This window comes from Saccharopolyspora sp. NPDC002376 (genome assembly GCF_053593195.1).
In genome coordinates this window covers 51,957-73,608 of record NZ_JBSFBZ010000039.1, presented here as the reverse complement: position 1 = coordinate 73,608, position 21,652 = coordinate 51,957, and the positions used below count along the sequence as shown (strand labels likewise).

23 protein-coding genes are annotated in these 21,652 nt (G+C 70.7%); 12 read left to right on the top strand and 11 right to left on the bottom strand.

Annotation, left to right across the window (positions count from 1 at the left end; all coding sequences use genetic code 11):
• Nucleotides 1–554: septum formation family protein (locus ACWCO2_RS24135; protein WP_450130024.1), on the top strand; the 554-nt coding region annotated here is incomplete at its 5' end.
• A gap of 17 nt (nt 555–571) precedes the next feature.
• Nucleotides 572–922, top strand: a complete 351-nt coding sequence (locus ACWCO2_RS24130) for a metallopeptidase family protein (RefSeq protein WP_450130023.1) — start codon at nt 572–574, stop codon at nt 920–922.
• 53 nt (nt 923–975) lie between these two features.
• On the opposite strand, the gene ACWCO2_RS24125 is transcribed toward ACWCO2_RS24130, so the two are convergent.
• Together ACWCO2_RS24125 and pheA are read right to left on the bottom strand one after the other, a co-directional pair.
• Nucleotides 976–1,623, bottom strand: a complete 648-nt coding sequence (locus tag ACWCO2_RS24125) for a histidine phosphatase family protein (protein WP_450130022.1) — start codon at nt 1,621–1,623, stop codon at nt 976–978.
• Nucleotides 1,620–2,543, bottom strand: coding sequence for a prephenate dehydratase (pheA, locus tag ACWCO2_RS24120; RefSeq protein ID WP_450130021.1), 924 nt, complete (start codon nt 2,541–2,543; stop codon nt 1,620–1,622). Before pheA ends, ACWCO2_RS24125 begins: the two co-directional genes overlap by 4 nt.
• 118 nt (nt 2,544–2,661) lie before the next feature.
• Here pheA and ACWCO2_RS24115 point away from each other — a divergent pair, with 118 nt between their 5' ends.
• The 3 genes from ACWCO2_RS24115 (at nt 2,662) to ACWCO2_RS24105 (ending at nt 4,548) form a co-directional block, all read left to right on the top strand.
• Nucleotides 2,662–3,270: a macro domain-containing protein gene (locus ACWCO2_RS24115; protein WP_450130020.1), complete on the top strand. Its 609-nt coding sequence runs from the start codon at nt 2,662–2,664 to the stop codon at nt 3,268–3,270.
• A 69-nt stretch (nt 3,271–3,339) separates the two neighbouring features.
• On the top strand, nt 3,340–3,852 hold the full coding sequence (locus tag ACWCO2_RS24110) for a DoxX family protein (RefSeq protein WP_450130019.1): 513 nt from the start codon (nt 3,340–3,342) through the stop codon (nt 3,850–3,852).
• Between the two features lie 54 nt (nt 3,853–3,906).
• A complete protein-coding gene (locus ACWCO2_RS24105; protein ID WP_450130018.1) occupies nt 3,907–4,548 on the top strand; it encodes a response regulator in 642 nt (213 codons plus the stop codon).
• 143 nt (nt 4,549–4,691) lie between these two features.
• On the opposite strand, the gene ACWCO2_RS24100 is transcribed toward ACWCO2_RS24105, so the two are convergent.
• The 4 genes from ACWCO2_RS24100 to ACWCO2_RS24085 all read right to left on the bottom strand — a co-directional run bounded on the left by ACWCO2_RS24100 (nt 4,692) and on the right by ACWCO2_RS24085 (nt 11,889).
• Complete coding sequence (locus tag ACWCO2_RS24100; RefSeq protein ID WP_450130030.1) at nt 4,692–5,879, bottom strand: GAF domain-containing protein; 1,188 nt, start codon at nt 5,877–5,879, stop codon at nt 4,692–4,694.
• Nucleotides 5,880–5,972: 93 nt separating this feature from the next.
• Nucleotides 5,973–9,239 (bottom strand): thiol reductant ABC exporter subunit CydD, encoded by a 3,267-nt coding sequence (gene cydD / locus ACWCO2_RS24095; protein WP_450130017.1) that lies wholly within the window; start codon nt 9,237–9,239, stop codon nt 5,973–5,975.
• 118 nt (nt 9,240–9,357) lie between these two features.
• Nucleotides 9,358–10,368 carry a cytochrome d ubiquinol oxidase subunit II gene (gene cydB, locus ACWCO2_RS24090; protein ID WP_450130016.1) on the bottom strand — a complete coding sequence of 337 codons (1,011 nt, stop codon included), beginning with the start codon at nt 10,366–10,368 and terminating at the stop codon, nt 9,358–9,360.
• Nucleotides 10,369–10,389: 21 nt separating this feature from the next.
• Nucleotides 10,390–11,889 carry a cytochrome ubiquinol oxidase subunit I gene (locus tag ACWCO2_RS24085; RefSeq protein WP_450130015.1) on the bottom strand — a complete coding sequence of 500 codons (1,500 nt, stop codon included), beginning with the start codon at nt 11,887–11,889 and terminating at the stop codon, nt 10,390–10,392.
• 231 nt (nt 11,890–12,120) lie between these two features.
• On the opposite strand from ACWCO2_RS24085, the gene ACWCO2_RS24080 reads away from it, so the two are divergent.
• From ACWCO2_RS24080 to ACWCO2_RS24060, 5 genes are all read left to right on the top strand, one after another.
• On the top strand, nt 12,121–12,327 hold the full coding sequence (locus tag ACWCO2_RS24080; protein WP_450130014.1) for a hypothetical protein: 207 nt from the start codon (nt 12,121–12,123) through the stop codon (nt 12,325–12,327).
• Nucleotides 12,324–12,971 (top strand): ATP-binding cassette domain-containing protein, encoded by a 648-nt coding sequence (locus tag ACWCO2_RS24075; RefSeq protein WP_450130013.1) that lies wholly within the window; start codon nt 12,324–12,326, stop codon nt 12,969–12,971. Before ACWCO2_RS24080 ends, ACWCO2_RS24075 begins: the two co-directional genes overlap by 4 nt.
• Complete coding sequence (locus ACWCO2_RS24070; protein ID WP_450130012.1) at nt 12,968–13,423, top strand: hypothetical protein; 456 nt, start codon at nt 12,968–12,970, stop codon at nt 13,421–13,423. The genes ACWCO2_RS24075 and ACWCO2_RS24070 overlap by 4 nt, the downstream gene beginning before the upstream one ends.
• Entirely contained in the window at nt 13,354–14,160 is an 807-nt protein-coding gene (locus ACWCO2_RS24065) for a hypothetical protein (RefSeq protein ID WP_450130011.1), read from the top strand. Before ACWCO2_RS24070 ends, ACWCO2_RS24065 begins: the two co-directional genes overlap by 70 nt.
• Nucleotides 14,161–14,246: 86 nt before the next feature.
• Nucleotides 14,247–15,761, top strand: a complete 1,515-nt coding sequence (locus tag ACWCO2_RS24060) for an ArnT family glycosyltransferase (RefSeq protein WP_450130010.1) — start codon at nt 14,247–14,249, stop codon at nt 15,759–15,761.
• An 83-nt stretch (nt 15,762–15,844) separates the two neighbouring features.
• Here ACWCO2_RS24060 and ACWCO2_RS24055 read toward each other — a convergent pair whose 3' ends face one another.
• The 4 genes from ACWCO2_RS24055 to ACWCO2_RS24040 form a co-directional block, all read right to left on the bottom strand.
• On the bottom strand, nt 15,845–16,216 hold the full coding sequence (locus ACWCO2_RS24055) for a hypothetical protein (RefSeq protein WP_450130009.1): 372 nt from the start codon (nt 16,214–16,216) through the stop codon (nt 15,845–15,847).
• A 143-nt stretch (nt 16,217–16,359) separates the two neighbouring features.
• Nucleotides 16,360–17,043, bottom strand: coding sequence for an IclR family transcriptional regulator (locus ACWCO2_RS24050; RefSeq protein WP_450130008.1), 684 nt, complete (start codon nt 17,041–17,043; stop codon nt 16,360–16,362).
• A 4-nt stretch (nt 17,044–17,047) separates the two neighbouring features.
• A complete protein-coding gene (locus ACWCO2_RS24045) occupies nt 17,048–18,253 on the bottom strand; it encodes a fumarylacetoacetate hydrolase family protein (RefSeq protein ID WP_450130007.1) in 1,206 nt (401 codons plus the stop codon).
• Nucleotides 18,250–19,116: a hypothetical protein gene (locus ACWCO2_RS24040; RefSeq protein ID WP_450130006.1), complete on the bottom strand. Its 867-nt coding sequence runs from the start codon at nt 19,114–19,116 to the stop codon at nt 18,250–18,252. Before ACWCO2_RS24040 ends, ACWCO2_RS24045 begins: the two co-directional genes overlap by 4 nt.
• A 282-nt stretch (nt 19,117–19,398) precedes the next feature.
• Between ACWCO2_RS24040 and ACWCO2_RS24035 the strand changes: the two genes are divergently transcribed.
• Nucleotides 19,399–20,178: a DUF2470 domain-containing protein gene (locus tag ACWCO2_RS24035; protein ID WP_450130005.1), complete on the top strand. Its 780-nt coding sequence runs from the start codon at nt 19,399–19,401 to the stop codon at nt 20,176–20,178.
• 50 nt (nt 20,179–20,228) lie between these two features.
• Here ACWCO2_RS24035 and ACWCO2_RS24030 read toward each other — a convergent pair whose 3' ends face one another.
• Nucleotides 20,229–20,588: a hypothetical protein gene (locus ACWCO2_RS24030; RefSeq protein ID WP_450130004.1), complete on the bottom strand. Its 360-nt coding sequence runs from the start codon at nt 20,586–20,588 to the stop codon at nt 20,229–20,231.
• 112 nt (nt 20,589–20,700) lie between these two features.
• Between ACWCO2_RS24030 and ACWCO2_RS24025 the strand changes: the two genes are divergently transcribed.
• The gene (locus ACWCO2_RS24025) at nt 20,701–21,510 is read left to right on the top strand and encodes a CPBP family intramembrane glutamic endopeptidase (RefSeq protein ID WP_450130003.1); all 810 of its coding nucleotides are present in this window, start codon (nt 20,701–20,703) and stop codon (nt 21,508–21,510) included.
• Nucleotides 21,511–21,652: the final 142 nt, after the last annotated feature.

The following is a 21,652-nucleotide window of genomic DNA, read 5'->3' as shown; positions in this document are numbered from 1 at the left end:
CGAGCGAGGAGGGCTGGGCCGACGGCGACCGGACGCTGCACTGCGGTCTCCAGCAGCCTGGACCGTCCGGGAAGCTCTACCCGATCAAGGGCAGTGCTTCGACGACCGACCAGTCCAACATCTACCCGGAGGGCCGCTGCCTGGGCATCAACGGCACCGCGGTGTGGGACCCGGTGGACTGCGCGAAGCCGCACGCGGTGGAGATCACCGGCATGGTCAACCTCGGCGACGAGTTCCCCGGCGGCTGGCCGGCCGAAAAGGACCAGGACCCGTTCCTGTTCAACCGGTGCGCGGAGCTGACCGAGCGCTTCGCCGGCGGCCCGAACGTCGCCAAGGACAAGGGCCTGGTCATCTACTGGGACACCCTCCCGGAGGAGAGCTGGAACGCCGGATCGCGACAGGTGAACTGCAAGGTCAGCGCGCAGCTGCCGGACGGCAGCGGACTGGCGCCGGTGACCGGCAGCGTCAAGGGCGAGGTGCGCGTCGGCAAGGAACCGGCGCCGCAGATCACCACCGCCGGCCAGCCCGGCGCTCCCGCCGCCGAGCCCCGCTGAGCTGGTAGAACGGGGTCATGCCGGTGGAGATGACCCGCGCCCGGTTCGAGGAGCTCGTCGGGGACGCGCTCGATCTGCTGCCCGCGGAGTTCGCGGCCGCGATGAACAACGTCGTGGTCCTGGTCGAGGACGAGAACCCCGAGGACCCCTCGCTGCTCGGGCTGTACGAGGGCATCGCGCTGACCGAGCGCGACAGCACCTACGCCGGGGTCATGCCGGACCGGATCACGATCTACCGCGACCCGCTGCTGGACATGTGCTCGGACGAGACCGAGCTGGTCGACGAAGTGGCGATCACCGTGGTGCACGAAATCGCCCACCACTTCGGCATCGACGACGAGAAGCTCCACGCCCTCGGCTGGGGCTGAGGGTCCCGTCCCGACGGGTTTCGGTGTGTCGGGGTCTGACGCACCGGAGCGTGTCAGAGGGTTTCGAGGCCGTCCCAGGAGGTGCAGGTCCAGCCCGTCGGGGCGTCGGGGTCGGATTCCAGGACGATCATGCCGGTGTTCGGCAGGTACACCGCGTTCGACATCGTCCCGTCGACGTTCGACGCCAGCGCGCACGCCGCCAGCCGCAGCATCGCACCGTGGCTGACCAGCGCCACCCCGCCGTCCCCGGAGCCGTCGATCGCGCTGCGCGCACCGGCGACGAACCGGGTCAGCACCTCTCGACCGGTCTCCCCGCCCGGCATCGGCACGTCGAGCTCGCCGCCGTGCCAGAGCCCGTAGACCTCCTCGAAGGTCCGCAGCGCCTCCCGATCGCCCCGCCCCTCCAGGTCACCGACGTAGACCTCGTGCGTGCCTTCGACGACCTCGACGGGCAGACGGTGCCGCTCCGCCAACGGCTGCGCGGTCATCTGCGCGCGAATCGCACGGCTGGCGTGGATCGAGACGATCTTCTCCTCGGCCAAGCGCTCGGCGAGATCCGCCGCCTGCTGCTGGCCGAGCTCGGTCAGGCCGGGGCCGGGCGGCAGGGTGTCGAGCACGTGGTCCACGTTGGCCGGGGTCTGCCCGTGGCGGATCAGGAGCAGGCGCAACCCGCTGGGCGCCTCGAGTTCGAAACCGCTCATGCCAGCCTCCCCGCCCGCACGTCCTCGACCCACTTTGCCGATGCCAGGAACGCCTGCTCTGAGGCCGACGGACGCACGCTGGCCGGCGACCGGTCGGCCTTCGGGTAGGAGCCGAGGAATCGGACGGAGCTGCACCGGCGGCGCAACGCGGTCAGCGCGTCGCCGATCCGCGCGTCCGCGACGTGCCCGTCGAAGTCCAGGAAGAACCGGTACTCGCCGAAGCGGTCCTTGATCGGCCGGGACTCGATGCGGCTGAGGTTGATGCCGCGCAGCGACAGCTCGGCGAGCAGGTCGGCGAGCGTGCCGACCTCGTCGCTGATCACCGCGCACAGCGAAGTGCGGTCCGCGCCGGTCGGTTCCGGCAGCTTGCCGGGGCGGCGCACCAGCAGGAATCGGGTCACCGCGTCGCGCACGTCGGCGATGCCGCCGACCAGCCGTTCCAGGGACGGGTAGTGCTCGAGGGCGACCGGCGCGGAGATCGCCGCGTCGAACTCGCCCGCCGCCACCGCCGCGGCACCTGCCGCCGTCGAGCCGGCGGCCCGCACCTCCGCGTCCGGCAGGTTCTCCGCGAGCCAACCGCGGACCTGAGCCAGCGCGTGCGGGTGGCTGGCCACAGTGCGGATCGCCGACTGCTCGGTGCCCGGCCGGACCACCAGGTCGAACTGGATCGGCAGCAGGGCTTCCTGGACCGCGACCAGCGGCTCGTCCACGGTCAGCGCGTCCAGCGTCGCGTTGACCGAGCCCTCCACGGAGTTCTCCACCGGAACCCCGGCGGCCAGCACCTCGCCTCTGCGCACCGCGGCCAAGGCCAGCGGAACTGTTTCGCAGGGTACGAGTTCGGCGTCGAAGTCCCCGGTGAGCGACCTGGTGGCTTGCTCGGTGAAGGTGCCCGCCGGGCCGAGGTACGCGATTTGTGGCACGCGCCCAGCCTAGAGAAGCCCGCCACCCCGGCTCGCACTACGGGTGCAGCGGTTCGCCGGAAAGGTTGTGCCGCTTAGGTGTGACCTACCCGATGTCACTTGGGCGCCCATTCCTGCGATGCTGTGTGTCGTGACCGCAGATTCGGGTTGCTCGTCGGAGAGGACGGAGCCGGAGCTGCAGCTCGTCCTCTGCGCGTTGGACGAGCCGCTCGCCGCAGCCTGGCAGGAGATCGCTGAGGACCGCGCTGGCCTCGCCGTCCACCAGGGCTCCGTTCTTGACCTGTCGGTCGATGCTGTGGTGAGCCCGGCGAACTCGTACGGCTGGATGCGCGGCGGTATCGACGCCGTGTACGCGCAGACCTTCCCCGACGTGGAAGAGCAGGTGCGCAGCGCCGTGCTGGCCTACCACGGCGGCGAACTGCCGGTCGGCGAAGCGCTGCTGGTGCCCACGGGCGCGCCGAACCCGATCTGGCTGATCAGCGCCCCCACCATGCGGGAACCCGGCGAGCGCCTGCCCGCCGACACCGTGCACCCGTACCTGGCGGCGCGCGCCGTGCTGCGGCTGTGGGCCAGCGCGATGCTGGAGAACGGCGCGCTGGTGCGGCAGGTGGTGGGGTCGATCGCCATGCCCGGTCTGGGCACCGGTATCGGCGGGGTTGCTCCGGAGCTGTGCGCGCGGCAGATCGCCGCTGCGTGGGACGAGGTGTTCGCCCACGCCCAGTTCTGACGATCAAGCGGAACCTCGCGGCAGTGAGTACCGTCGGGCGCACCGGCTGACCACCGAGGAGGTTCTCCGATGCTGATTCGCCGTTTGGCCCGCCCGATGCTCGCCGCGGTGTTCATCTACGGCGGGATCGGGGCGCTGCGCGATGCGCCGAACCACGCCAAAGCGGCGGCCCCGCTGCTGGAGAAGGCCACCGGCCCGATCAAGGACTCGCTGCCGGAGCAGATCCCCACCAACCCGGAAACGCTGGTGCGCATCGACGGCGCGGTCAAGGTCGGGGCGGGCGTGATGCTGGCGCTCGGCAAGTTCCCGCGGCTGGCCTCGCTGCTGCTGGCCGGCAGCATCGTGCCGACGACGCTGGCGGCGCACGCGTACTGGGAGATCGACGACCCGCAGGAGCGCGCCAACCAGCAGGCCCACTTCCTGAAGAACGTCGGACTGCTCGGCGGACTGCTGCTGACCGCGGTGGACACCGGCGGCAAACCGTCGGTCAGCTACCGCGCCAAGCGTCGCGCGAAGAAGGTCGCGGCGAAGACCCAGCGGACCGCTGGCGCGACCAAGGGCGTGGCGAAGATCAAGAAATAGAGCGGATTCGACCCTCCGCGCACCTTTCGCCCGAGACCTACGTAGCGTGGGTGTGTGCCCGTGAGCGTGCTGCTAGTCGATGATCATGAGGTGGTCCGGCGCGGTCTGCGCGACCTGCTGGACACCGAGGAGGACGTCGCGATCGTCGCCGAGGCCGGTGGCGTCGGCGAGGCCTTGGTGCGCGCGCAGGCGACCGGGCCCGACGTCGCGGTCATCGACATGCGACTGCCCGACGGCGACGGCCTGGAACTGTGCCGACGACTCCGGGAGCTGCCGGATCCGCCGTACTGCCTGGTGCTGACCGCGTTCGACGATGAGGCCGCGCTGGTCGGGGCGATCAACGCCGGGGCGTCGGGTTACCTGCTCAAGCAGGTCCGCGGCCAGGACCTGGTCAACGCGGTCCGCGAGGTGGCGGCGGGCCACTCGCTGCTGGACCCGATTACCACCGGGCGGGTGCTGGCACGGCTGCGCCAGTCCGCGAACCCGGAGCAGGACGAGCTCGCGACGCTGACCGAGCGGGAACGCCGGGTGCTGGAGCTGATCGGCGAGGGCCTGACCAACCGGCAGATCGCCGAGCAGCTGTTCCTGGCGGAGAAGACGGTGAAGAACTACGTGACCTCGGTGCTGGCCAAGCTCGGCATGGAGCGCCGGACCCAGGCCGCGGCCTGGGTCGCCCGCCGCCAAGGCCAGCTCTGACCCGCACGGTTTCCCGTGATCGATCCGCATGGCGGTGCGGGTGGCATGAGCACCACCCGTGAGTCGCGGTCCCGAGTCCTACTCAACCGCACCTCAGGGGACCGTGACGCAACCCAGCCACAAGAAACCCCGAAAACGCAAGATCATTCTCGATCGCAACCACCACTGTGAACCTCGGAGAGGCGGGACAGCGGGACTTCCCAGGTGACCGTGGTGCCGCTGTCCGGGGATGAGGTGATCACGCAGCGGCCTCTTGCCGCGACCGCTCGTTCTTCGAGGTTCCGCAGACCTCTTTTGCTCACGTCGCGGGGGATTCCGCAGCCGTCGTCGACGACTTGCAGCAGCAGTCCGGCCTCCGAGCGACGCACGCGCACCAGGATCGACTTCGCACCCGCGTGTCTGACCACATTGGACAGTGCTTCGCGCAGGGCCGCGCGGGCGTGGTCGGCTACCTGGACCGGCACGTCCGACAGGTCGCCCTCGATCTCCAGCTGCGGGGGCCGCCCCAGCAGCTCACCGGCGATCTGCACCTCGGAACGCATCGAGTCGTCGAGCGCGGGCGCGTGGCGCGGGGGTTCCGGATCAGCGGAGCGCAGCGTGCGGGCGGTGGCCCGGACCTCGGCGATGGCCTGGTCTATCTGCTCCACCGTCTCCGACAGCCGGGTCGCGTCGGCGGGCGCGAGCTGCCCGGACAGCCGCCGCTCCAACACCTCCAGCTGCACACCGGTGGCGTAGAGCCGCTGCACGATCACGTCGTGCAGGTCGCGCGCGATGCGCTCGCGCTCCTGGTACACCGCGATCCGCTGCCGCGCGGTGGATCCCTCCGCGAGCACCAGCGCCAGCCCGGCCTGCGCGGCGAAGGATGTCAGCACGTCGACCGCGACACGCGTGAACGTGCTCGCGCCGCGCCTGCGGTACACCGCCAACGCACCCAGCCGGCGCTCGCGGGTGCCGAACGGCGCGACCGCGAACGGACCGTAAACCCGCAGCTCAGCGGGGACGTACGGGGCCGTGAGCGGATCGTCGATGAGGTCGTCCACGACGACCGGAACACCGCTGCGGGCCACACGCGCCGCGGCCGACCGCGAGGACAGGACGGTGCCGACCGGGTCGCCGAGCGGGCCGATCGCGGACGGAGCGCCATAGGCGGCTTCGACCGTCAGGCGGCCGTCGTCGGCGCGGACGGTGACGACGCCGAGGTCCGCCTCGGCGAGTTCGGCCGCGCGGCGGACGACCAGCGGGAGCACCGCGTCGGGATCCTCCGCGGACAGCGCTGCGCGGGTGATCTCGGTCGATGCGGCCAGCATTCGCCGGGCGAGGGAGGAATCCATGTCGTGCACGAATCTATAGCTCCTCACCTGGCGCTCGCTCCTCCTGACGACGCAGGTCACAGGCGGTGTGCATGATGATCATGAAAGGGATTCCTACCGCGCCGCGGGCGACCGGGACGACGTGGGGCTCCGGACGACGGTGAGCTCACCGTTGTCCACGCGCAGGACGACGTCGGCGCGCTCGGCTTCCGACCAGCGGTGCGTCACGTGCACGACCGTGCGTCCTCGCAGCTCCTGCGCCAGGCGGTCCAGGAGCGCTTCGGCCGTCGGGACGTCCAGGTGCGCCGTCGGCTCGTCGAGCAGCACCAGGTCCGCGTCCCGGACCAGCAGCGCGCGGGCCAGCGCGAGGCGCTGCGCTTCGCCGCCGGACATCGCCGTGCCGCCGACCTTGGTGTCCAAGCGGTCGGACCAGTCCGGCAGCCCGGCGATCTCGAGGATCTCGACGAGTTCGTCGTCGCTGGCCTTCGGCGCGGCCAGCCGCAGGTTCTCCCGCACCGTCGTCGACACGAGCTGCGGCTCCTGCGGGCACCAGGCGATCCGTTGCGGCACGCGCGCTTCGCCGCACTCGGCGTTGAGGAAACCCAGCAGCAGAGCCAACAACGTCGACTTGCCACCGCCGGACGGCCCCACGATCGCCACGTGCGCCGCAGCCGGGACGTGCAGGCCCACGCCTCGCAGCGCTGGTTCAGCCGCGCCGGGCCAGCGCACGTCGACCTCAGAGAGCTCGATGTCCGTCGAGGCGGACGGACCGTTCGTCTCTCCATGCGGAGCGCCGACCGCGAGCAACGGTGCCAAGCGGTCCTGCGCGGACCGGAGCGACCGCCACTGCTGCGCAGCCGGAGGCAGCAGCGCCACGGCCTCGGCCACCGCGAGCGGCACTAGCCCGAGCAGCGGGGCCAGCTCCGGCGCCAGACGTCCTTCGGAAACCGCCGCCGCTCCGAGCCAAGCGCCGCCGAGCACCGCGACCCCGATGAGCAGGATGATCACGGCAGTCGCTGCCCCCGCGCCGAAGGCCGCGCGTCGAGCCCTCGTCGCCAGCCGGGTGTCTTCCGCAGCCAGTTCCGCGCGCTGTTCGGTGTGCGCGCCGAAGGCGAGCAGCTCCGCCGCGCCGTCGAGAAGTCCCAGGACACGTGCGGAAACCTTTCGCCGTCCCTCGGCCACGGCAGTCGTCGCTCGGCGCTCCGCGGCGACGGCGGCGAGCGGGCTCGCGATGCAGGCCACGAGGAGCACGACGGCGAGCAGCAGCCCGGCTTCCGGCAGTACCAGCGCCTGCACCACGACCGCACCGATCATCACGACCACGGCCACCATCGGCGGGAAGATCACCCGCGGCACCAGGTCGCGGACCGCGTCGACGTCGTCGACGAGCCGAGCGACGCCTTCACCGCGTCGGAGGCCGGCAGTGCGCACCGGTCCGAGCCGCACCAGCGCGTCCCACAACCGCCTCCGCAGACGGCCGGAGCGCCGGAACACGGCGTCGTGCGTGACCAGCCGCTCGACGTAGCGCAGCACCGCGCGCGACAGCGCGAAGGTGCGGACGCCGACGACCGCGACGGTCAGCGTCAGGACCGGCGGCTGCTGCGAAGCGCGGGCGATCAGCCAGGCCGAGGTCGCGGCCAACGCTAGGCCCGAGAACAGCGACAACGCACCGAGGCCGGTGCCGACGAGCAACCGCGGCGACAGCAGGTCGCGGAGGCGACCGCGGGCTGCGGGCAGGGCGGGCGCAGCGGCCGGGGCTGCCGCACGCACCGGTTCGGCCAGCTCAGCTGCGGCTTCCGGCCGGTGGCTGGCGAGCACCACGGTTGCGCCGTCGTCGGCGGCGCGGCGGATCGCCGTGTTGACCTGGTGCGCGGTGGCGGTGTCGAGGTGCGCGGTGGGCTCGTCAAGCAGCAGGATCGTCGCTTCGCCGCGCAGCCGGAGCAGAGCGCGGGCCACCGCGACCCGTTGACGCTCCCCCGTGGACAGTTCGTCGGTGCGGCGGTCTCGCAGGTGTGCCGCTGCCGCGGCGGTCAGCGCCTCATCGACGTGCGCCGACAGGTCCGGCTGGTCGGCGGTGGCGACGGCGAGTTCGTCCGCGACCGTGCCGCCGGTGAACGTCGGGCGCTGCGGCACCCAGGCGATGCGGCGGCGCCACTCCCCCGGTGCGAGGTCCGCGATGTCCACGCCGTCGCAGGTGATCGTGCCGCTCTCCGGCTCGGCGAATCCGAGCAGCACCGCCATGGTGGTGGACTTTCCGCTGCCGCTGGGCCCGATGCCGTCGAAGCCCTCCAACCGCACGATCTCGCCCGGCCGCGCGGTCAAGCTCAACCCGTCCGGCGCGAATCCGTCCCGCCGCCACACCCGGAGCCCCGCGACCCGCAGGCCGGTTTCAGCGCGGACGGACCGCTCGGCGGGGTCAGCAGTCCGCTCCGGCTCGCTGACGATCTCGTCGACCCGGCGGACGGCTTCCACACCGTCCTCGCTGGCGTGGTGCGCCGCGCCAGCCGCGCGCAGCGGGAGGTAGCACTCCGGGGCCAGGACCAGCACCAGCAGGCCGGTGGCCAGGTCGAGGTTGCCGGAGACCAGGCGCAGGCCGATGCCCACCGCGACCATCGCCACCGACAGCGAGGAGAACAGCTCCAGCACCAGCGCGGACAGGAACGCGACGCGCAGCGTGGCGACCGTGGTGCGGCGGTGCGAGTCGCTGACCCGGCCGACCACCTCGCCCTGCGCCCGCGCCCTGCCGAACGCGGTGAGCACCGGCAGCGCGCGGATCAGCTCCAGCAGCTGCCCGGACAACCGCTGCACCGCGTCGGCCGCCTTCGACGTGCGCTGCTCGGTGTACTTGCCGACCAGCCAGGCGAACAGCGGGATCAGCGGCACCGTGATCAGGATGACGAGCGCGGAAACCCAGTCGGACCACAGGATCCAGGCCCCGACCAGCGGCGGCACCACGGCCGCGGTCACCAGCGCGGGCAGGTACTTGGTGAAGTACGCGTCGAGCGCGTCGAGGCCTTTGGTGGCCAGCGCGGTCAGCTCCGCGGAGCCGCGGCGCTGGATCCACTCCGGACCGCGGCGCAGCGCGGAATCCAGCATCAGGCCGCGCAGCTCTTCCTTCGCGCCCGCCGCGGCCCGCGCCGACACCGACTCGGTCGCCCAGCCCAGCACCGCGCGCGCCACCACGGCCCCGGCCAGCACGACCAGGTAGCGGCTGATCTCGCTCGGCTCGCCCCCGCGCGTCACCACCGCTGCCAGCGCACTGCCCAGCGCCCAGGCCTGCACGATCAGTGCGACCGCGTTGCCGACGGACAGCAGCCCGGCGACGACCAGGGCACGGCGAGCCGATGCCGACAACCTCGGCAACGCGCCCAGCGGACCCATCACGTACTCCTCAACGAACGTCCTGTTTCAGCCGCCCCTGATCACAGTTTCAATTGAAACTGTGATCCTTCGTGCCTGGGATTTACAGTTTCAATTGAAACTGTGATCAGGGGCGGGGTCATGACGGGGCGTGGATCGGTGGGATGTGCTTGGTGCCGATGCGCTTGCGGAAGACCCAGTACGTCCAGCCCTGGTAGATCAGCACGGCCGGGGTGCCGATGGCGGCGACCCAGGTCATCACCGTCAGCGTGTACGGGCTGACCGCGGTCTCCGCGATCGACAGCGACCACGCTGGGTCCAAAGTGGACGGAATGACGTTCGGCCACAGCGCGCCGAAGAGCGTGACCACCACACCGGCCAGCGCGATGCCCTGCAGCGCGAAGGCCTGCCCGTCGCGCCACCGGTACAGCCGCGCGAGCCCGGCCAACGCCGACACCAGCGCGATCACCAGCGGCACCCAAGTCCAGGCAGCGCCCTCGGTCAGCTGCGCGATGAACAGCAGCGCGATCACCGGCAGCAGCAGCGGCACACCCATCCGCAGCGCGAACCGCCGCGCCCGCTCGCGGATCTCACCCTCGGTCTTCAACGCCAGGAACACCGCGCCGTGCAGCAGCGAGAACCCGAACACCGCCAGGGCGCCGACGACGGTCGGCACGCTGAAGATCGTCCACCAGCCGCCGACCCGGTCACCGTGCTCGTCCAGCGGCAACCCGAACACGCTGGCCGACAGCACCAGACCCACGACCAGCGGCGAGATCCAGGAGGCGGCGACGATCACCCGGTCCCAGTTGCGCCGCCACCGGTCGGTGTCGACCTTGCCGCGGTACTCGAACGCCACCCCGCGCCCAATCAGCGCCACCAGCAGCACCAGCAGCGGCAGATAGGCGGTGCTGAACAGCGAGGCGTACCAACCGGGGAAGGCCGCGAACGTGGCGGCGCCGGCGACGATCAACCACACCTCGTTGCCATCCCACACCGGGCCGATCGTGTTGATCAGCACCCGCCGCTCGACGTCCTTGCGGCCGAGGATCGGCAGCAGCATGCCGACGCCGAAGTCGAAACCCTCCAGGAACAGGTAGCCCAGCCACAGCAGGGCGATCACGCAGAACCAGAAGGTGGGCAGATCCATCGCAAGTCCTCTTCAAACTCGTCAGTACGCGAAGGACAGGGCTTCGTCGGATTCCTCGCCCTCGGCCGGCTTCGGCGGCAGCACCGCGTCGAACCCGCCGCGCACGTAGCGCACGATCAGGAAGATCTCCACGATCGCCAGGCCCCCGTACAGCGCGGTCAGGGTGATCAACGAGGTCAGCATCTCGCCCGGGGTAACCCCGGCGGACACCGCTTGCGCGGTGAACATCCAGACGCCGTCGACCCCGGACGGATCGGGGTTGGGCACCACGACGAACGGCTGGCGGCCCATCTCGGTGAACACCCAGCCAGCGATGTTGCCGGCGAACGGCAGCCCGATGGACAGCACCGCCAGCGGCGCCCACCAGCGGCCCTTGGGGAACTTCTGCTTGCGGGTCAGCCACAGCACCGCCACCGCGCCGAGCGCGGCCAGCCCGCCGAAGCCGATCATGAACCGGAAGCCCCAGTAGGTGACCGGCAGGTTCGGCGTGTAGTCGATGGGCTGCCCGGCGAGCGAGCCCAGCCGCGGGTCGTCCGGGTAGTGCGTGCCGAACTTGGCCTGGTACTCCGGGATCAGGTCCTGGACGCCCTTGACCTCGCTGGTGAAGTCCCCGTTGGCCAGGTAGGACAGGATGTAGGGCACGGTGATGCTCTTGACGTTCTCGCAGTCCGGGCGGGCCACGTCGCCGACCGCGAAGATCGAGAAGCTGGCCGGTGCCTCGCTGTGGCACAGCGCTTCGGCGGAGGCCATCTTCATCGGCTGCTGCTCGAACATCAGCTTGCCCTGGATGTCGCCCGAGATCGCCAGCCCGGCGAAGGCGACCACCGCGACCCAGGCGCCCAGCCGCATCGAGCCGTGCCAGGCCTTGCGGTCCTCGTCGTCGACGTCGGACTTGCGGTGGTGGCGCGCGATCTGCCAGGCGGCGATGCCGATCAGGAACGAGCCGGCGACCGCGAAGCAGCCGAAGACGGTGTGCGGCAGCGCCGCGAGCACGGTGCTGTTGCCCAGCACCGCCCAGATCGAGTTCAGCTGCGGTCGACCGTCCACCATCTCCACGCCGACCGGGTGCTGCATCCAGGAGTTGGCGGCCAGGATGAAGTACGCGGACAGGATGGTGGCCAGCGAGAACGCCCACGCGCAGGCCAAGTGCACGCCCTTGGAGAGCCGGTCCCAGCCGAAGATCCACAGGCCCAGGAAGGTCGACTCGACGAAGAACGCGAGCAGACCCTCCATCGCCAGCGGGGCGCCGAATACGTCGCCGACGAAGCGCGAGTAGGAGCTCCAGGCCATGCCGAACTGGAACTCCTGGACGATGCCGGTGACCACGCCCATGGCGAAGTTGATCAGCAGCAGCTTGCCCCAGAACTTGGTCATCTTGTAGTAGCGCTGCTTGCCGGTGCGGTACCAGGCGGTCTGCATGCCGGCGACCAGCACCGCGAGCCCGATGGTCAGCGGAACCATCAGGAAGTGGTAGACGGTCGTGATCCCGAACTGCCATCGGGCGATGTCGAGCAGATCCACGAGTCCACTCTGTCCACGTCAGGGGGAATTCCGCAGAGGCAAGGGCCCCCAATCGCCCGGACGAGGGTCCCGCAGCGGACAGGACCTTGGTCCCGTCAACGCGGCGCGTTCATCCTCGCCGGTCGGATTACTTCTTACCAGCCACATCGGGTGACGAGGAAGATGTTCCGGCGAAAACCGGATTCGCGCGCGGTGCGTACTACCCGGCAGGACCAACGGAGAGGAATTGCCATGCGGATGCGAATGCTCGCCGCCGTCGGCGTGCTCGCCGCGGTGGTCGCGTGGTTGGCGAGACCGCGGCGCCGGACCACCGCACCACCTCAGCGCGGGCTGCGCGCTCTGCCGGGCGGACACCGCCGCACGGCGAGGCGACTAGCGCGCAGCGACTTCGTGGTCGAGGAACCCGGCGGTCAGGCGCCCCGGCGGTGCTGCGGATGAGCACGGGAACCGTTTTACGTTCTGCTGCGTCTGACCAGACGTGCGAGAGGAACAGAGCGACGAGGAACTGCTGCGGGCGCCGGCCACGCTGGTCGCGCCGACCAGCGGCTCGATCCGGCCGCTGGGCCGCACCGCTCGAGAGCCGCCGCCGCATCGGCTACCTGCCGCAGGAGTTCGGCTACTACCCGAGGTTCACCGCCCGCGAGTTCGTCGAGCACTTCGCCTGGCTGAAGGAGGTCCCGGCGGCCGAGCTGCCGCTGGCGGTGGACCGGGCGCTGATCCGCGTCGGGCTGGCCGACCGCGCCGACGAGAAGCTCAAGCGGCTCTCCGGCGGCATGCGGCGGCGGGTCGGCATCGCGCAGGCCATCGTCAACGACCCGGAGCTGCTGCTGCTCGACGAACCGACCGCCGGGCTGGATCCCGAGCAGCAGGTGGAGTTCCGCGAACTCCTCCGCGAGCTGGGCCAAGACCGCTGCGTGGTGCTGAGCACGCACGTGCTGGGCGATGCCGGCGCATGCGACCAGCTGTGGGTCCTGGACTCCGGACAGCCGGTCTTCCGTGGCGCACCGGATGAGCTGGGCAGCGGGAGCCTGGAGGAGAGCTACCACGCGGTGCTGCGCGCGAACCGGAAGAGCGCGGCGTGATCCGGGCGCTGCATCGCGAGCTGCGCAAGGCCGCACCGTTCGCGCTGGTGGTGGCGGCCGGTTTCGTCGTGCTGGTGTTCCTGCAGCCCTGGTGGGCGGGCAACTGGAACGCGCTCACCATGGCCGTCCGGTTCAGCGTGCTCTACGTGGGCCCGCTGATGGCCGCAGCGGGGGCGTGGGTCGCGGGCCGGGAGAACCGCTGCGGCACCGCCGAAATCCTGGTCACCACGCCTCGGCCGGGTTGGCAGCCGTTCATCGCGTCCTGGCTCGCGCTGACCCTGAGCTCGCTGCTCGGCATGGCGATCGCGGTCGCGGTCGCGGCCTTCTTCGTCATCCCGCTCGCCACCCCGACGAGCGGCCGGTGGTTCGCGGTGCTGCTGGCATGCGGACCGGCCTTCAGCGCGATGTCGCCTTCGGCATGGCGCTGGGCAGGTTCGTGCGGTGGCGGCTGATCGTCGTGGTGACGCCGTTGCTGACGTTCGTGCTGATCATCATGAGCTCGCTGCCGGATTGGACGTCGGCGTTGTCCTTGACGCTCGGCCCGAACCGGGCTCTGGAATCCAGCATCTTCTCCGGTTTCTCCAGCGCGATGCAGGCGGTGTGGTTCAGCACCATCGCGGGCGCGCTGCTCATCGCCGCCGGGGCTCGGCGACGATGGCTCGCCCTGCCGCCCGCAGTGCTGGCCGTGGTCCTGACGGTGCAGATCTCCGCGATCCTGTACGAGCAGCACGTGGTCCTGGACCCGGTGGCCGTGCAGCCGTTGTGCACGACGAGTGGCCCGAAGGTCTGCGTCCCGCACTACCAGGAGCCCGCGCTGGCCGAGCTCGCCGCTATGACGCAGCCGATGTTGCGCAAGCTCGACGGGATTCCCGGGGCTCCGACCGAACTGCGCACCGGCAGCGGCAGCCCCGAGGACGAGGGTCTGAACGTCTACCGGCACGCCACCACCCTCACCGGACAGCTCGCGGCTCCTGAGGGCGAACGCGAGCTGATGGCGTCCTACCTGGCCGTGCCGCACCACGCGTGCCCCGGTCAGCACTTCCACGAGGGATACCAGATCACCCAGTCCTGGCTGGCCGACGACCGGGCCGACGGCGCGCCCGGCCGCGAGTGGATCACCTCGTACTACGCGGCGAACCGAAACTGCGACGCCGAGACCATGCGGGAACTGGTCACCGGCACTCGATAGCCCACCGAAAAACGAATCCGCACGCCTGATTTCGCCGAACGGCCGAAATCAGGTGGTGCCCGCGCGCGCCCGGAAAGGGGCCGGACATGACCCGCGTACTTGAGAAAACCGTTCTGCGGAAAGGAAATTCCTCTCTCCACCCGCTCGCCTGGCGACCGGTGCTGCTGATCGCCGCGGCGGTGGCCGCGGTGCTGATGCTGGTCAGCCCGCGGTACGGATACTTCGCCGACGAGCTCTACTTCATCGCCGCCGGCCACCACCCGTCCTGGGGTTACGCCGACCAACCGCCGCTGATACCGCTCATAGCGTCCACTTTGGACAACTTAGCTCCCGGTTCGCTCGTCGTGCTGCGCTTCCCGGCCGCACTCGCCATGGCAGCGGGAGTCCTGGTCACGACGCTGATGACGCGCGAGCTGGGCGGTGGCCGTCGCGCGCAGATCGCGGCGGCCGGAACCTGGGCGGTCACGGCGCAGTTCGCCAGCGCCGGGCACCTGCTCACCACCTGGTCCATCGATCCAGTGCTGTGGACGACCGCCAGCTGGCTGCTGGTCCGCTGGACGCGACTGCGCGATGACCGGCTGCTGCTCTGGGCCGGACTGGTCACCGCGGTCGCGCTGCAGGTCAAGTTCCTGATCCCGGTCCTGTGGCTCGGCGTCGGGATCGCCGCACTGCTGATCGGGCCGCGGGAACTGCTGCGACGTCCGATGCTCTGGTGCGGTGCAGGCCTGTGCGCGCTCACCCTGATCCCCACGCTGATCTGGCAGCACGCCAACGACTGGCCGCAGCTGCGGATGCCCGCCGCGGTCGCCGCCGAGAACGTGTACGGCTGGATGACCCTCCCGCTCGTGGTGGGATGCGCCGGACTCGTCGGCGCTGTTGCGATCTGCTTCGGCACCTGGCGACTGCTGCGCGCCCCGCACCTGCGCCCGTACCGCTACCTCGGCTGGGCCGCGGTCGGAACCGCGGTGGTCTTCGCCGTCGTAGGCGGGCGGCCGTACTACGTCGCCGGGCTGTTCGGGCTGCTCTACGCTGTGGCGGCGGTCGAATGGGAGCACCGACCGATCCGGGGTTGGATCGTCGGGGCCGCGTACGCCACCTCAGCCGCCCTGGCACTGGTGATGCTCCCGGTTCTGCCGGTGCCCTCGATCCAGCAGTACGACGTGTTCTCCCGGGGAAGCGTCGGCTGGCCTGAACTGACTTCGGCGGTCGCCGACGCCTACCGCCGCGTGCCGCCGGGCACCGAGGTCATCACGCACGACTACTGGTCGGCGAGCGCCCTGCACCACTACGGCCCGGCGGTCGGGATCACCGAGGTGCACAGCGGGAGCCGCGGCTTCTGGTACTTGAGCCGACCGGCCGGCGACCAGGTGCTCTACCTCGGCGGAACCCGCGAACACCTGCTGCGGTTCTTCCGCGAGGTCCGCCCGCTAACCACAGTGGACACCGGACTTCCGGTGGACACCTACTACGAGGGCACGACGATCTGGCTGGCCACGGGCCCCCGAGCCCCCTGGCCCGACCTCTGGCCGCACTTCCAGCGCATGGACATCTTCGACGGCGCCACCGGCACCAGCGCGGAACTCCCTGGAGCAACCACCTGAGAACCTGTTTTGAACTCGTTCTGCGTGGCGGTGCGGGTGCACGGGCCACGTCCGCCGCATGGGCGAACGTGGCCCGTGCCCGATCACGCCATCTGCATCGTCTGCGGTGTCATCTGGCGGCACATCGCAGCGCACTGCGTCATCACGTCCGCCAGCTCCGCCATCTCCCGGGTTTCCATCCGGCGGCACATCTCGGCGGTCATGTCGCACATGTCAGCGCACATCCCGCACATCCGCACGCACATCTGCACCATGTCCGCGCTGGCCTTCGCCATGCTCGAACAGCGCATCATCATGTCCGCGCACATTCGGCACATGTCCGCGCAGGAGATCAGCGCCATGCTCATCTGCATGGCCTCCTCGCTGCGCTTCTCCATGCAGTGCGACAGCATCTGCTCGCACATGTCGTGGCACTTGTGGCACATGTCGATGCACTGCTGCATCTCAGTGGTCATCTGCCGTGTCATCAGTGGACCTCCAAACATCGAGAGACCGGCCGCCCGTCGCAGCGCCCGAGGAACTCGGAATACCCCCGACCGGCCTAGATCGCACGACCTCAGCGGTCGTGAGTACCCAGCAGGGCTACGCGCTCACGACCTCAGCGGAGGGCTTCGGCGACTGATTCGGCCGTCTCGACCACCAACGGGCCGATCTCCTCGGGCTCCAGCGGCTGCAGCGACACCAGGCCGACGCTCGCGCGCAGGCCGGGCACTCCGCGCACCGGCGCCGCCACGGCGAACGCTCCCGGCTGCAGATCGCCGCTGCTGGCGAGCCAGCGCGGGCCGCCCGGCGGCAGGTCCACCGCTCGCCCCGCCGCACCGCGCTGCACCGGATAACGACTGCCCACCCGGTAGGACACGTGATAGCTGGTCCACGACGGTTCCACCACGGCCACGGCCTGCGCCTCGCTGCCGTCGGCGACCGTCAGGTGCACCGTCGCCCCGACCCGCTCCGCCAGATCGCGCAGCGCGGGCAGCGACGCCACGCGCAGCTGCGGCAGCACTCGCCCGGCCAGCCACAGCGCGCCGAGCCCCAGCCGCACCTTCGAGCCCTCCCGGCGCACCAGACCGCGACGCTGCAGCGGCCCGAGCAGCCGGTACACGGCCGCGCGGCTGACGCCGATGGTCGCCGCCAGTTCGCTGATCGTCGGCGCTTCGCTCTCCGACTCCGCCACCGCCTGCAGCAGGCTCAGCCCGCGTTCCAGCGTCAGCGAGCTCTCCTTCGTGCTGGGCTGGGAGTCGTGGAGCGCGCGAATCGGCTCCGGGGTGGTTGGTGGAGCCATCGCGTCACCTCCGAGCAGCGGCCAGCACCGTGCCGGTCACCTCACCGAGCCCGACCACCGTTCCCCCCGGTCCCGGCGCACTACCCCGCAGTGTCACCCGGTCTCCGTCCTGGAGGAAGGTGCGCTGCTCGCCGTCCTGCAGGGTGATCGGTTCGGCACCGCCCCAGGTCAGCTCCAGCAGGCAGCCGCACTGGTCGCGATGCGGCCCGGACACGGTGCCCGACGCGAACAGGTCGCCCGGGCGCACCGTCGCCCCGTTCACCGTCAGGTGCGCCAGCTGCTGCGCCGGTGACCAGGTCATGTGCTCGAAGCGCGGCCGGGCCAGCACCGTCTCGTTGCAGCGCACCTCCAGCTGCAGGTCCAGACCCCAGGGCTCGGTTTCCACCAGGTAGGACTGCAGCACGTGATCCGGTCCCGGCAGCGGGATCCGGGCCTCCTCGAGGGCCGCCAACGGGGTGATCCAGCCGGCGACCGAGGTGGCGAAGGACTTGGCCAGGAACGGCCCCAGCGGATCGGACTCCCAGGCCTGGACGTCCCGCGCCGACCAGTCGTTGACCAGCGCGACGCCGAACACGTGCTCCGCGAAGTCCGATGTGGCCACCCGGGTGGCCGGTTCGCCGCCGCAGACGAACCCGACCTCCGCCTCGAAGTCCAGCCGCCGGGTAGGGCCGAACGCGGGGTGCAGGTCACCGGCGGCCTTGCGCTGGGCGCTCGGCCGGTGCACGTCGGTGCCCGAGACGTACACCGTGCCGGAGCGACCGTGGTAGGCGATCGGCAGGTGCGACCAGTTCTCCGGCACCGTCGCGGCGGCGTGGCGGAAGATGCGGCCGACGTTCTCCAGGTGGTGCCGAGAGGCGGAGAAGTCGACGTAGTCGGCGACGGTGAACGGCAGCACCAGGGTGTGCCAGTCGGTGCGCACCAGGTGCGCGCCCGCCGGCGCGCGATCGGCCTCGACGATCTCGACGAGCCGCTCGCGCAGCTCCTGCCAGCGCTCGCGGCCGCCGGCCAGCAGCGGATCGAGGGAATCGCCGGAGACCAGCTCGGCGAGTCGAGGTCCGAGCGCCCCGGAGATGCCGCGCAGCGGCAGCGCGTGCCGGCCGACCCGCACCGCGACGACGGGACCGTTGCCGGTCACCAGCACCCCGTAGGGCAGCGTCTGCGGGCCGAACGGCTGGTCCGGGGCGAACTCGGGATCCTCGATCCAGGTCAAAGCAACCCCAATCCTTCCAGCTCGACGATCGGGTCCTTCAACGATCGTGCGCCGTAGGAGGCGAAAACGTCACGAACCGCGTTGGCCGCGTCGTCGGACAGCGCCTTCGCCTCGGCAGCCAGCGCGGCGCCATCGGTGTTGGCCAGCGCCTCGCGCACGTCCTTGCCGGACAGCGAGCGCGCGGTGGCGACCAGCAGGTTGAGGAAGCCGTGGTTGGTGAATCCGGTTTCCGGGTCGGTGCCGCGCACCGCGTTGTGCAGGCCGGTGGTGGCCTTGAACGGCACGTCGAGGCTGGCCGCGACCGCGAGGAAGTCGTTGACGACGTCGACCGACGGCACCGATTCGGCGGTCGGGCCGCCGCAGCGCAGCTTCGGCCAGCAGCCGTGCTCGGCCACCCGGCGGATGCCGTCCAGCCAGCCGTCACCGCCGCGTCGCGGCTCGACGACCCGGATGATGTCCTCGGGCACGAACTCCGACACCCGCTCCAGCCAGATGTCGTCGACGTCCGACGGCGCGGGCATCTCCACCATCCGCAGCGCCAGCAGCTCCTGCCGGCCCTCGATGATCGACAACGCCTTGGGCACGCCGCCCAGGCCGGTGTCGCACACCAGAGAGAGCGGCACCGGCGCGCTCGGCTTGACCTTCGCCAGCTCGGTGATCAGCTCGGCGAGCCGCGAGGCCTGGCACAGGATCGGCCCCAGCAGTCCGGTGAAGGCACCGCCGCGCGCGTCGAGGTGGTCCGCCACGGCCTGGGGAACGGCCGGTGTTCTCGGTGGGAACAACGCGGCGTCGTCAACCAGACGGGCGAACAAGGGCGGGATGCCGCGCGGACCGGGCGCGCGAAGCTCAACAGCGCTTGACACGGCTGACACGCTAATGCCGTATCGCCCAGTGAACAAAGGTGCCCGATAAACGGACGTTCGGCGGGGTCATGAGCGCCTCCCTCGCCTGGCTCGAACCTCATCATCCACCCGGCACCGACAGCGGCCGTCGACCCCCTGCCACCACTGGTGATGATCGGCCCCCGCGGCAGCGTCCCAGCTGGTAGTAAGAGGACGTCGGCGAAATCGGGTCGAGATCCCCCGACCAGACGACTTCCGCACCCCGCCCAGATAAATTAGGCTTGCCTAAGTTGGAGGTGAGCGGTGAGCGAGACGATGACCCGGAAGCCCGCCACACCCAGCCCGGCGGAACGGGCCAGGAGCATCGCCAAGCGAGGCGGCCGGGCCACGCTCCTGCCGTCCAGCGAGACCTCGGTGCGCGTCGTGCCGCTGCTGCACCACGTGCACTCGGACGGCTCGGCCACCGTGCTGCTGGCCGACGACCACCCGCTGATCTCCGCCGCCTGGCAAGCCCCGCGCAGCGAACTCGCCGCGGTGCTGGAGATCGCCGACCCGACGCCCGTCCGGCTCCGCGAACCGGTGCGCGGTCTGCTGTGGCTGACCGGCTGGGTGAGCCTGCTGGAAGACGCCGACGCCCGCGCTGAAGTCCTCGCGGTCGCCGAGGAGCGCCCGGACCCGCGACTGCTGGACGCCGGGCACGGCGCGACCGTGCTGAAGCTGGAGTCGGCGTCGCTCGTGCTGGCCGATTCCGAGGGCACCAGCTCGGTGGACCTGGCGGACTTCCAGGCTGCCGCACCCGACCCGTTCTGCATGCAGGAGGACTCCTGGCTGCGCCACCTGGAGCTGTCCCACCGGGACGTCGTCGGCCTGCTCGGCCGACACCTGCCGGAGCAGCTCCGCGGCGGCCACATCCGCCCACTCGGCCTGGACAAGTACGGCCTGCGCCTGCGCGTGGAGTCGACCGACGGCGACCACGACGTCCGCCTCGCCTTCTCCCGCCCAGCGACCACGACGGAACACCTCGGAGCCGAACTCCGCCGCCTCGTCGGCTGCCCCTTCCTCGCGCAACAGGGCTCCGCCTGATTCGCGGGGTGTCAGTTCTGCCCCTAAAACTGACACCCACCGACACGGCGTCAGTCGTCCTGGATGGTTTCGGAGCCCAGGGGTTCGAGGCGTTGGATCCGGCCGTTGCGGAACCGCAAGCGCGTCGTGCCCGGACCGACCAGCAGCGCTTCGTCGACGCCGCCGCGGCGGGTGATCATCCACAGGAACGAGCGTGCCACCACCACGGCCCGGCCAGAGCTGGTTCCGTCCACGAACCGCACCTGCAGCCCGCCCGGATCGCTGTGCCGCAGCTCGACCAGGACGCCGTCGCGCACGCCGAACAGGTCGGTCGCGCCCACGGGTCCGTCGAGCACTTCGAACCCGCGCATCGCCTGCAGCACGCGTACCGCACGTTCAGCGTCGGCCGTACCCCACACGAACACGTCCATGCCCACCTCCGCCGGGCCGTCACCGATCCGACGCCACCGCCGCACGGGCCGTTCCGAGGCAGGTTTCCCGGTATTGCCAGACGGTCCCACCGATCCAGGTAGTTTCGTTCGGGTGAGCACCCTGCGCGCCTGGCTGGCCCCCACCCGCCCCGGCGATCCCGCCACGATCACCGATCGCCGGGAGCGCAAGGCGATCATCATCGAGCTGGTCGTGGTGTTCACCGTGACCCTCGGCCTGTCCGGCATGCAGAGCCTGCTGTCCCTGCTGGACGCGCTGCTGCGCCCGGAACCGCTGGCCGACCAGCACGCCGCGATCAACGTCCCGCGCGCCGAGGTCGGGCTGCTCGACATGTTCCAGCAGCTGATGAGCGTGACCCGGCTGATCGCTTGGGGCGCGCTGGGCGCGTTCCTGCTGTGGCGCAGCGGAGTGGCGCTGTGGCGCGTCGGCCTCGACCGCTCCCAACCAGCGCGCGACTTCTTCCGCGGCATGGGCTTGGCCGCGCTGATCGGCATCCCCGGCTTGGGCCTCTACCTGACCGCGCACGCGCTCGGCCTCAGCCTGACCGTCCAGCCGTCCACTTTGGATGACGCGTGGTGGCGCGCCCCGGTCCTGACGCTGGCGGCCTTCGGCAACTCCTTCGCCGAAGAAGTCCTGGTGGTGGCTTACCTGCTGACCCGACTGCGGCAGCTGGGCTGGTCGGAGAACCGCGCGCTGTGGTTCTCGGCGGTGCTGCGCGGCAGCTACCACCTGTACCAGGGCTTCGGCGGATTCGTCGGCAACGTGGCGATGGGCCTGATCTACGGCCGGGTCTGGCAACGCTCCAACCGACTCTGGCCGCTGATCATCGGCCACGCCCTGATCGACGTCGTCGCCTTCGTCGGCTACGCCGCCCTCCGCGATCAAGTCGGCTGGCTCCCGTAAGGAGCCCGCACCGCGCGCGGAAAACTACAGTTTCAATTGAAACTGTAAATCCCACCCACGACGGATCACAGTTTCAATTGAAACTGTGGTCGGTCGCCCGCAGCGCGGACGACTCGTCCGCATCGACGGCCTGACACGGGAC

Excerpts from the sequence above, each read along its gene's own strand:
- ACWCO2_RS24080 (WP_450130014.1), top strand. The coding sequence starts at position 12,121 with ATGCGGATGCGAATGCTCGCCGCCGTCGGCGTGCTCGCCGCGGTGGTC.
- ACWCO2_RS24050 (WP_450130008.1), bottom strand. The coding sequence starts at position 17,043 with ATGGCTCCACCAACCACCCCGGAGCCGATTCGCGCGCTCCACGACTCC.
- ACWCO2_RS24075 (WP_450130013.1), top strand. The coding sequence starts at position 12,324 with ATGAGCACGGGAACCGTTTTACGTTCTGCTGCGTCTGACCAGACGTGC.
- ACWCO2_RS24110 (WP_450130019.1), top strand. The coding sequence starts at position 3,340 with ATGCTGATTCGCCGTTTGGCCCGCCCGATGCTCGCCGCGGTGTTCATC.
- ACWCO2_RS24065 (WP_450130011.1), top strand. The coding sequence starts at position 13,354 with ATGCGGACCGGCCTTCAGCGCGATGTCGCCTTCGGCATGGCGCTGGGC.
- ACWCO2_RS24060 (WP_450130010.1), top strand. The coding sequence starts at position 14,247 with ATGACCCGCGTACTTGAGAAAACCGTTCTGCGGAAAGGAAATTCCTCT.
- cydB (WP_450130016.1), bottom strand. The coding sequence starts at position 10,368 with ATGGATCTGCCCACCTTCTGGTTCTGCGTGATCGCCCTGCTGTGGCTG.
- ACWCO2_RS24125 (WP_450130022.1), bottom strand. The coding sequence starts at position 1,623 with ATGAGCGGTTTCGAACTCGAGGCGCCCAGCGGGTTGCGCCTGCTCCTG.
- ACWCO2_RS24055 (WP_450130009.1), bottom strand. The coding sequence starts at position 16,216 with ATGACCACTGAGATGCAGCAGTGCATCGACATGTGCCACAAGTGCCAC.
- ACWCO2_RS24100 (WP_450130030.1), bottom strand. The coding sequence starts at position 5,879 with ATGGATTCCTCCCTCGCCCGGCGAATGCTGGCCGCATCGACCGAGATC.
- ACWCO2_RS24130 (WP_450130023.1), top strand. The coding sequence starts at position 572 with ATGCCGGTGGAGATGACCCGCGCCCGGTTCGAGGAGCTCGTCGGGGAC.
- cydD (WP_450130017.1), bottom strand. The coding sequence starts at position 9,239 with ATGGGTCCGCTGGGCGCGTTGCCGAGGTTGTCGGCATCGGCTCGCCGT.
- ACWCO2_RS24030 (WP_450130004.1), bottom strand. The coding sequence starts at position 20,588 with ATGGACGTGTTCGTGTGGGGTACGGCCGACGCTGAACGTGCGGTACGC.
- ACWCO2_RS24115 (WP_450130020.1), top strand. The coding sequence starts at position 2,662 with ATGCTGTGTGTCGTGACCGCAGATTCGGGTTGCTCGTCGGAGAGGACG.